Raw genomic sequence first — 10487 nt, 5'->3', positions numbered from 1 at the left:
GCGGATTGCAAAGATCTTCATGGAAAATTCGCCCAGGCTGTCGGTCAAAGCTTCGATCGAGACGCTACAAATCGGCCGTGCCTTTGCTGCGCTCGCGGTCGTACTGTTTCACGCAGAAACGACGCTCGGATTGCCGAAATATCTCGGCCGTGACATCTTTCCGATCTTTGGGCCCGGCGAAGCAGGCGTTTATTACTTCTTCGTCCTCAGCGGGTTCGTGATGGTCACGGCCCATGCGCGCGACCTCGGCCGCAGCAATGTCGTGCTGCCGTTTCTTTGGAAACGGTTTCGTCGCATCTATCCCGCGCTGTGGGTCGTGCTGACATCGCAAGCGGTGCTGTTCCTGCTAATCCCACAGGATCGCATCGCCGCTGCCGAGCTGCCCTGGATCATCATGAAAGATTTTCTGATCCTGCCGTGGGGTGGTCCGTCGCTTCTGTCGGTGGAATGGACGTTACGCCACGAGATTCTGTTCTACGGCGCATTCGCCGTCATTTTGCTCGTGCCGCACTGGCGCTGGATGATCACCGGCGCCGCGCTCGCCGTGATCATGACGGGACAGCTTGTGGCACTCCCGGCCCCGCTCGAGCGCGTCGTATCTGGCTACAACCTGTTGTTCGGCTTCGGCATCGCCGCCGCACTGCTGTATCGGCGCAATGCAGTGCCGGCGCCACACGCCATGCTCGCGTTGGGTGTTGTGATCTTCCTTACGAACTGGGCCGCGCTTGCAATCGGCCTCTACGAAAAATCCATGGTCGTGGTCTGGATCTACGGCATCGGCGCAGCGCTCACCGTCGGCGGAGCCGCCACGCTGGAGCGAGGCTCGGGCTTCGCAATACCCGCCTTTGCCCGGCTGCTCGGCGACGCGTCCTACGCTATCTATTTGGTGCACTATCCGGTCGTCTCGGCAGCCTGCAAGGCTCTTACGCGCCTTCAGAGTCACATTCCCATCCCGGACTGGTTCATCTTCAGCCTTGTGGTCGGGAGTGCGGTGGCGGCCGGCCTCGCATTTCACGTTGGAATCGAGCGCCCGCTGATGGCGTGGCTACCCGCGCGCCTCGACGGCACCGCCGTTCGTCTGAAGCGCCCCCGTTTCCGGAGCTGAACTGAGCATGAAACACCTGCCGACAGTCCGGTCGAAAGCTGTTGTCCTCGCGTTTGCGCTTGGCGCAATTCTCGCTCTGCAGCCGTTTGCGTCGACCCGACTCGCAGCCGGCGGCACCATCCTTGACGTCCGCGCATTCGGCGCCCGCGGGGACGCGACCAGTGACGACACACATGCTTTCCAGGCAGCTGTCGATCGCGCCGCCGAGATCCGGGGGACCGTCCACGTGCCTGCGGGACGTTACCTTGTCGGCTCGATCGAGCTGCCTTCGCATGTCGCCATCGAAGGCGAAGGCGACGCTTCGATCCTGACGCTCCGGCCGCAGCCGCTCGCACATCAAGGCCGCTCGCCGCTTCGTCCCGGACACATGTTCCTGCCGAAAGCCATGAACGCCATCGCCTCCGTCGAGGATGTTCGGATTGCGCGCCTGACGCTGCTTGGCAACAGCCGCGCGCAGAACGACGGCCGCCCCATGCCATTATCCGGCGCAATCCATGGCATCGCGATCCTGGGCGGCAAGGGATGGGTCGTCGACCACGTCCAGGCGGAAGATTTCGACGGCGATGGCATTTATCTAGGCGCCAACACCGTTTATCCGGGCGCGATCGACATCGGCAACGGCAAGCTGCGGTGGCCGCACGGTCAATCGCCCGACGGGCAGCCGATGGCCGTCGGCAATCTGATCGAGAACAATGTGGTCCGCGGCAATCTTCGCAACGGCATGATGATCGCCCATGGCGACGGCAACGTATTGCGCAACAACCTGTTCGAGCGCAATCAGGTCGGCATCGTCTGCGAACCACGTCCGGCCAAGGGTGAACCATGCGCCGCGCCAGATGCCTATCCGAAATACTCGCCTGCGGTGTACGAGTCGGCTGAGATCGATCTCGAGCCCAACCGCATTAAAATCCGGCCCGGCGAACCGGTCATCTGGCAGCAGGTCACGAACACGCTGATCGAAGGCAACACCTTCCGTAACGGTCCGCGCATGGCGATCCAGATCGTCAAGGGCGATGCCGAGATCTCGGGCAATCGCATCGTCCGCAACAGCTTCGTCGATAACGCCGCGGGCGGCATTTTGATCTTCGCTCCAGGCGCAACGCGCAACGTCATCGCCGATAACGAGTTCAGCTGGATGGACGCGACCTATCAGCCCTGGATCCTTCGGATCCACGGCGGAAACGGCAACCAGATCATCGGCAATCGATTCCGCGGAGAGAGGCCGGCCGGCGGACGCGTGGTGCAGCTCGAGCCCGGCACCCGGCTGCGAACAACGCGATGCACAGTCTTTACCGACAACGTGATCGACGTTGCAGCTCCTGCCAACGCCGCCCTTGTCAGCGTCGATTCGACGCTTGCGGACACCATCGTATCCGGAAATCGCTTCCCGCGCGGCGGCACGGTCGACATCGCCGCAACTTCGCGGCTGAGCGAGGGTTCCTCTGCCTGCAAGCAATAAGGCGAATTCGCGCACGGCGCTCGGGGGAAGGCTCAGTCGATTTCGGACCCCCATTGGTCGTGCCGAGAGCCTCATGGTCGCATGATCTGCGATCACTGCAACCGCATCGAACAAGACCCGGTCGGCAGCACGTGCTTTCGAGGAGTCCACCGCGCGGGCGCTCAGCGCGGCTACACCTGAACTCTCCACTCCTTTAGAGATTTGGTGCTGATCGAGACGATACCAGCTCAACATCAAGTGCAAGTCGGAGCTGCGCAAGGTACCAGGCAGCACGCGCTATCAAATCGAGACGAAGACGCTCTAATACGCGGAGGGCTGATGGAAGCCGACCAGCAGCGTCTTTAAGAGAATCGCGATGTCGAGCATCACGCTCCAGTTATCGATATAGCTGAGATCATATTCGACCCGCATCTGCATCAGTTCCAGTGTATTGGTTTCGCCACGATAACCGTTGACCTGGGCAAGGCCGGTAATGCCCGGTTTGACGTGGTGCCGGAACGCATAGTTGGCAATGATCTGCTCGTATTCGGAATTGTGAGCGGTGGCGTGTGGACGGGGCCCGACCAGCGACATCTCGCCCTTGAGCACGTTGAACAACTGCGGCAGTTCGTCGATCGAAGTCTTGCGCAGCCAGGCACCAATCCAGGTCACCCGTGGATCGTTGCGGGTCGCCTGAACGATCTTCGGCCCGTCCTCGAGCACACGCATCGTGCGAAACTTGAAGATCTTGAAATCCCGTCCCGTAAAGCCGTTACGGGTCTGCCGAAAGAACACCGGGCCCGGCGAGCCGAGCTTGATGAGCGCCGCAGCAACCAACATCACCGGCGCAAATACGACCAATGCCACCAGGGCTCCGATGATATCGATCACGCGCTTGACCGCCCGTTCGCTCCAGCTCAGCGGCGCACGTCGCAGTTCGGCAGTCCAGGTGCTGCCGGCATTGACGAGCGGATAACTTAAAAACCGGGAGACGTTCGCGTCCGGCACAAGATAGACGGGGATCGGCAGGATCTTCAGGATGTCGAGGAGACTATCGATGGCATTCTGACGGTCCCAGCGCATCAATAGCAGGATCTGGTCGATCCGGTTTTGACGGCAATAGCCGACCAGCTCGCTGAGACGGGGCGCGATGGCAGACATCATCAGCGGCGACGTCAGGTCGTGCGCGTTGATCTCGAGCGTCCGGCTGACCCGATAACCGTGCCGCCGCAACTCGAGAAGTGCGTCGGAGGATTTGTGCATGTCGGATTCGGATATGACGACGACGCGGCCGTTGGCGAAGGCACCCGACTGCAGCGCATAGATGGTCAGGCGGGATACCAGCGCCTTCCAGCCGAGCAGAGCGATCAGACCGACCACGAACATCGACAGCGTCACGCCCCGCGAGAACTCGCCGCTAACCTTCATGGCGAACGCAATGGCGAGCAATGCAGCGAACACTGCCGTCCACGTCGCGATCGTCATCTTGATCTGCTGCGGCAGCTCGACGAGGTTCTGCACCCGGTAACCGTCCTGCAACATCATCAACAGGCAGAAATTCACCCCGATCAAGAGGCTTGCGGACGCGTAGGTCTCGATCGTGAAAGGACCTGTGGCGGGAAACAGATCGTAGAACAGAACACAGGCGACGCCGCACAGAACGCTGATCACGCCGTCGGCAACCGGCAGCAGACGTTCGATCAGTGCCGGTTTCAGCCAGTTCCGCCCCGGCTGCAGCGGCACCGCCCGAACAGTTGCTGACTCGTCGGGATGAGGCAGTTTATTCGAAGTGGTGATCGTCATCGATTAAACTTTCCGTTCCGGATCGGCTCGCGAAGGCACCTCATGAATTGTCTCGCTGAGCTCGCGACCCGACACCACAGATATTTCAATCCGCACGTTTTGCCTATTTAATTTTTGTGTTTAAAATAAAAGCACCATTTAATTTGGGATCAAAGTTGCCACGGAAGCAGAATAAAAAGCGAACACATCGGCGACAGTTGCGGATCGCAGCAGGCGCACTCGCAATCGCGGCACTGCTCGGGTGTGGCTGGTCAATCATGCGACCGGAGTCCACTCCACTTCCCTCCGAAATCCCCTCGTTGCGCAGCGCCAAGCGAAGTGATTCGGCGCCATCGGTGCTCTTGATCGACGGCGAGATAGGCCCGCGTTTCGCCGGCGAGATCGTCGCCCTCCGCAACGGGCTGATGCCCGATCACTTCGATGTGCGAGCCGAACCAAACGCTTCCGATTTCGTCGCGACCGTCGCTCGGCGCGGCGCGATCGGGGTGACGACTGGATCGCGCTTTTTAACTGCCGCCTGGCGAGGCGTGCCGGTCACGGCGTTCGCTGCCAGCCTGCTGGAAACACCGACGGTGATCCTCACGCGGGAAGCGTCGGGCCTGCGCCGCCCCTCCGATCTGATCGGCAAAACGATTGGCTATCGCAAAGGAAGCGAAGGCGACCTGATCGTCGACGCGTTGCTGACGCAGCTAGGCCTCCCACGCAGCCGCATCGATAAGCTCAACGGAGCAGATTCTGTCGAGGCCCTGCGTTCCGGACGAGTGGATGCCATCATCACATCCATCGATCGATTGCCACAGCCGTCCGATCCCGACTTCATCCGCACCAACCGAATGGCCCCACAGGACTTTGCCATTCACGTTCCCGGTCTGGTTTATTTCACTAGCACCCAGGTGCTGCAGGAGCACCGCGCCGACGTGCAGGCAATCCTCGAAGCCCTGATCGACGGCTGGAAATTCGTCTACGCCGATTACGCGCGAAGCGTGCCGCTCATCGTCGGCAGTGATCCTGGCCGACTGCGGGACGAACGCGTGCGGTTCGATCTTGAGCAGCAGCGTGATTTGGTGCTGCCGACGGGAGGCCGGATCGGCGACTATGACGACAGCCGCTGGCGAACACTGCGCGACGTGTTGATCTTTGCGAAGGTCGGCGAGGAGACCGTGCCTCTGCCGCAATCGGTCGATTATCAATTGCTTCGCGACGCCTATCGCCGGTCACGCGAGGAAGCGTCCGCAACTGTCGTCGCACCACGGGAAAGTCTCGAGCAAGCTGATTCCACGTTCGGCTTTATAAAATAAGCCGCGGATGCAGCGGTCCCGGGCGATTTAATCCATGAACAGCTTCTCAACACTTCCAATCGGGCGTCCAGATCAAGTGCGCCCGATTGGAGCGTGTTATCCGAATTAGGCCGGAACCGGCTCCGGCACGATCGTCGTACGGTGATGCGCCCGCCCGATGCTGAAATAGGCAAAACCGGATTCGCTCATCTGCTCGGGGCGATAAACGTTACGGAGATCGACGATCACCGGCTGTCTCATTGCCTGCTTCAATCGAACCAGATCCAGGGCGCGGAAGTGAACCCACTCGGTGACGATCACCAGCGCATCCGCGCCATGGGCGCAATGATAGGCGTCCTCGCAATAGGTGATATCCGGCAGTTCTTCGCGCGCCTGTGTCATGCCGGCAGGATCGAAGGCACGGACGCGCGCCCCCATATCCATCAAGCCAGTAACCAGCGGAATCGAGGGAGCTTCGCGCATGTCGTCGGTGTCAGGTTTGAAGGTCAGCCCTAGCAAGGCGACCGTCTTGCCACGCAGCTGCCCGCCAAGAGCCTGAGAGACCTTGCGGGCCATTGCGCGCTTTCGGTTATCGTTCACGGCCAGCACGGCCTCGACGATCCGCAGCGGGGTCTCGTGATCGAGGCCGATCTTCACCAGCGCACGCGTATCCTTTGGGAAGCACGATCCGCCGAAACCCGGTCCGGCATGCAGGAATTTCGGACCGATGCGATTGTCCATCCCAATGCCGCGAGCGACATCCTGGACGTCGGCACCCACCCGCTCGGCCAGATCGGCCATTTCGTTGATGAACGTGATCTTGGTCGCAAGGAAGGCGTTGGCTGCATATTTGATCAATTCGGCGGTTCGCCTGGTCGTGTAAAGCAGCGGTCCCTGATTGAGCGACAGCGGCCGATAAATCTCGCCGAGAACCTTGCGCGCGCGCTCGTCGGAGGTGCCGATCACGATACGATCCGGGAATTTGAAGTCGCGGATCGCCGCACCCTCGCGCAGGAATTCCGGGTTAGAGGCCACGGCGAAATCGGCATTCGGACGCGCATCGCGGATCAGCCGCTCGACTTCATCGCCAGTGCCCACCGGCACCGTCGACTTTGTCACCACAACGGTGAAATCTTTCAGGGCAGCCGCGATTTCACGCGCCGCCGCATAAACATAGCTGAGGTCGGCATGACCGTCGCCACGCCGTGACGGTGTTCCGACCGCGATGAACACAGCATCTGCATCGCCCACCGGCGCGGTCAGGTCGGTGGTGAAGCCGAGTCGTCCGGCCCTGACGTTCGTGGCCACCAACTCGTCCAAGCCCGGTTCGTAGATCGGGATCTCGCCACGATGCAAAGCGGCGATCTTGTTGGCATCCTTGTCGACACAGACGACGCTATGACCGAAATCGGCAAAGCACGCCCCGGACACCAGGCCCACATAGCCTGTCCCAATCATCGCTATACGCATCGGCTACCTTTTCTGCTGCATCAATGACGTCAATCCGGACCGCTTCGTTCAACCGGACATGCGCAATCTCCAAGCCTTGATCGGCTCTGAAGAGATCTGCCGGGAACTCAATCTCGATCATTAAATAAAATGTGTGCGCAGCACAATATAATACGATGCGACAGATTTAATTTTTAAATTACCGCATTAGCAACGGGAATACCCACCCGAAATCAGCAGAGGCGGGCAGAGATTCGCGGAAATTGTCGTTCCGGTTGCTCGACACCGCGCCAAGAGCAAACCAGGCCGCACGACGCAATATCGGATAAACGACCGTGCAAAAGTGATCACAATAAATGCCTTATGTGTTCGCCAAGCATGATTAAAAGAACGGCGATTTAAAGCATGCTTTCGATGCACTCCAGATAACATTGAGTAAAACGATACACGCGTTCGCTCCCCTCGATCGACGCGCTCGTTCGATGAATTACGCTTCACAACATGAGGCACGCCACTCGATATGCGACGTTTTGTCGCATATCGAGCAAGGTCAGTTGGCCGCCTGCGGTGGACAAGCGCCGCCTCAATCGGCATCGCGAGTGTCTTAATTCCAGATGAGCGAAGAACCTCGAAACAGCTCAGAGACTGCCTCCCCGGTCCGCTCTGACATCCCAGTGGTGTGCCGAGGCCATCCGGGCGGGCTGCGAAGCAAGCAGTGCACACGCCTTGATTGAGCTGCTTCGCTGTTCCGCGGAACTGCTCCAAGAGCAGAGCGGAACGTAGAGTAGAGCTTTGCCGGTTCGGGGGCGCGATCCGGTCGGGGCAGCGCCTATCGCATCCTGCGCGGCAGTGCCCGGTCCTCGAACGTCTCGGTATGAGGCGTGCGTGAGTTTCTGTCCTTCTCCAAAAAGCGAAGGGCCGCAGCATGTCGCCGCGGCCCTCAGAGAGTGGACAACCTGGCCCTGACCGGAACCTGCGTCAGCGCGCCTTTCGGCGCTTGTTGCTGGGCTTGTCGATCAGGAAGTCGCTGAGGGTCTTGCCGTCCTTCATTTCGGCCAACAGCCAACGCGGCTGCTTTCCGCGGCCGGCCCAGGTCAGCGAAGGATTCTTGAGACTGCGATATTTGGGATAGACGGTCGGGTACGGACGCCGCGCCGGCTTCTCCTGCACCTCAGGCTCAGGTTCATTCACCGTCACGAGCCCCGACCGGAGCCGAGACAAGTGCGCCTGAAGCTTTTCCTGATCCGAACGGACCTTGGAGCTCAGCGACTGAAGCTTAGTGCACAACGCCTGCCCCACCCGCTCGTGGAACATCAGTAGCTCGTCCACTGTCATCACGGCCGGATCCAGCGTCTTCCACGCGGCTTCCAGGCGGCTGTTGCGCTTATCCGATCCGCCGCCCACCGCGTCCGCGGCTGTAGAGCGCAGATAGTGCACCCTCATGATCGACCCTCCGACTGGTTCTTGCCTGCTATTTCCACGTGGCATGGCTTGGGCGTCTTGTTGCTTCTCCGAAGTAGAACAGCTCGTCGTGCTGCAACTCGGTGGCTATGGGATGAGAAAGCGGTATGTGCGTTATTATACAAAGTCGCGACCTGCAACTATACGTCTAAATAATGACGATAATCGCTTAACACGAGCAAACTTTTCGTAGCGGTGGGGCATAATTCGAGGCCCCCAACGTGCTGCACCGCACGCAGAACTTTCTTCTCAGGGCTCATCGTTATTCTCCGCTAACCATCTCGACTGCGACGCTACTCATTTTACTTCTGGCAAGAGTTCCGGCTCGACTATTTAATAATCGCGCTCACTTTGTCGCCCCGATGTAGTGAATACCCCAACGCTTAATCGGTTGCTGTGATGCGGAACAAAACTGCGTGTTCCGCGTAAAGCCCCCTGCACTTTAGCGGGGCCCCGCTTGGTTGAATTCCTCACCCCCTGCACAAGCCGAACTCGTATCGAACGCACGGACCTACTCACGCCGAAGCAATTTAACTACCCCTCGATAACTCACGCTCTGCCCCCATCACCAAGACGCCGACCAGCGCGGCACCTTTGTGGCACGGTCTCAGCGAACGATGAGTGTAATCCTCGACACAACCGCCCTGAGCCGACACTCTCCAAGCCGATCCGACTATCATTCACCGACAGCTCGACGATCTCGTCGCTTCTTTGACGGCTGCCCTTTCTGCGCAGGTGGCCGCACAGAGCGACGCAACGTCGGCAAAAGTTTTTTCTGCATCAGGAAAGCGAGCAACGCGATGCCGCCCTGGTAGATGTAGTCAGCCTCCGCGCGAATTTCAGCAGCCGTGACTGGAATCAATTCGCCGCTCAACTCGCCGCGCGCGCCGCGCGTCGCAATCAGACACTCGCCGGTTTCAGGATCGAGACAGATCGAGTTGTGAATGTAGATCACAGCACGTTCGAATCCGTAGCTGATCTGATCCAGGAGTTCGCCGAGATGATCGCGATCATCGTCGGCAATCGGACTCTCGCCGAGACGGCTCAATGCATCCTCGAGCGAACGTGTTGCCGCGCGTGTCGTCACTCCTCTGCCGGTCGTGGCATCACCACGCCCGCATCCTCGGATCGCAAGCTCGACGACGTACTCGGTGTGAGCCGCCGCGACCGCAATCTCGCCGATCGCGGCCAATACATCGGCCGGGATCGCGTGTGGGTCGAAGTTGTACTCTTTATGCGACATCGAAAACTTGGAACTTCCCCTGAACCTGCAAAGAAACGGACGCGCCCGCTATCGCGATCAGGCGATCTGATGTCCGGTCCGCGAATCGCGAGTGTGTTGTCCTGGTCGAGCATCCCTGCTCTGCTTCCTCTCCCGGCGAAAGCTGGCAACGACTAAGCTCCAGCGCGAGCCCAGAGTGCGGCGAGTTGCTCAGCGCGTATGATGCTTGCGTAAACTTCCAAAAAAGTCGAGTCCATTCGCGTCATCGCGAACGCTCCTATTCAGTAGATGCATTAGAATTTTGCTCGAAGAATGGCGCCGACGTCGCAAGGTTCGCGCCACGTATCGACGGTGATTTCGAACATGAACAAATCACGGGGAAGATGAACAAGATCGATTGAATCAGGCGGAGCGTCGACGTTGACGGCGCGAGAAACACCTAATTCACAGCGACTTTTTGCGATTGATATCAATTTAAATTCGACGATAAATATAAATCGATCGACATAAAATAAATCGCAAATTCATACACAGCGACGTGGCGACATTTATTATCTTGATAATACCGCCGGGTTTTCGTCGCACGCCTCTCTGTGCTCAGGATGACAGCCCTCCCCCCCTGCGACGACATGAACTACGTACTACTACGAGGTTTTGTGTAAACCGCCAGACGCCGTGTTCACCTCGACAAATTAGTCGAAGCGACATTTCTTGCGTTCGCTGAACGATGGA

At 59.2% G+C, this 10487-nt stretch carries 7 protein-coding genes; 3 read left to right on the top strand and 4 right to left on the bottom strand.

The features are described from left to right. The first annotated feature begins 19 nt into the window (after positions 1-19). Entirely contained in the window at positions 20-1105 is a 1086-nt protein-coding gene (locus ACOJTD_RS16880; protein WP_420134040.1) for an acyltransferase family protein, read from the top strand. A gap of 7 nt (positions 1106-1112) precedes the next feature. Further along, on the top strand, positions 1113-2564 hold the full coding sequence (locus tag ACOJTD_RS16875) for a right-handed parallel beta-helix repeat-containing protein (RefSeq protein ID WP_420134039.1): 1452 nt from the start codon (positions 1113-1115) through the stop codon (positions 2562-2564). Between the two features lie 300 nt (positions 2565-2864). Here the strand turns inward: ACOJTD_RS16875 and ACOJTD_RS16870 are convergent, their stop codons facing one another. Beyond that, positions 2865-4346, bottom strand: coding sequence for an undecaprenyl-phosphate glucose phosphotransferase (locus tag ACOJTD_RS16870; RefSeq protein ID WP_420134038.1), 1482 nt, complete (start codon positions 4344-4346; stop codon positions 2865-2867). Positions 4347-4681: 335 nt separating this feature from the next. Here ACOJTD_RS16870 and ACOJTD_RS16865 point away from each other — a divergent pair, with 335 nt between their 5' ends. Further along, the gene (locus ACOJTD_RS16865) at positions 4682-5644 is read left to right on the top strand and encodes an ABC transporter substrate-binding protein (RefSeq protein WP_420134037.1); all 963 of its coding nucleotides are present in this window, start codon (positions 4682-4684) and stop codon (positions 5642-5644) included. A gap of 105 nt (positions 5645-5749) precedes the next feature. On the opposite strand, the gene ACOJTD_RS16860 is transcribed toward ACOJTD_RS16865, so the two are convergent. The 3 genes from ACOJTD_RS16860 to ACOJTD_RS16850 all read right to left on the bottom strand — a co-directional run bounded on the left by ACOJTD_RS16860 (position 5750) and on the right by ACOJTD_RS16850 (position 9776). Then, positions 5750-7093: a UDP-glucose dehydrogenase family protein gene (locus ACOJTD_RS16860; protein ID WP_420134036.1), complete on the bottom strand. Its 1344-nt coding sequence runs from the start codon at positions 7091-7093 to the stop codon at positions 5750-5752. A gap of 957 nt (positions 7094-8050) precedes the next feature. Further along, complete coding sequence (locus ACOJTD_RS16855) at positions 8051-8515, bottom strand: H-NS family nucleoid-associated regulatory protein (protein ID WP_420134035.1); 465 nt, start codon at positions 8513-8515, stop codon at positions 8051-8053. A gap of 694 nt (positions 8516-9209) precedes the next feature. Next, the gene (locus ACOJTD_RS16850) at positions 9210-9776 is read right to left on the bottom strand and encodes a hypothetical protein (protein WP_420134034.1); all 567 of its coding nucleotides are present in this window, start codon (positions 9774-9776) and stop codon (positions 9210-9212) included. Positions 9777-10487: the final 711 nt, after the last annotated feature.

Origin of the sequence: Rhodopseudomonas sp., from assembly GCF_048594845.1 — a bacterium.
GTDB lineage: Bacteria > Pseudomonadota > Alphaproteobacteria > Rhizobiales > Xanthobacteraceae > Rhodopseudomonas.
This window is presented reverse-complemented; position numbering and strand designations above follow the sequence as displayed.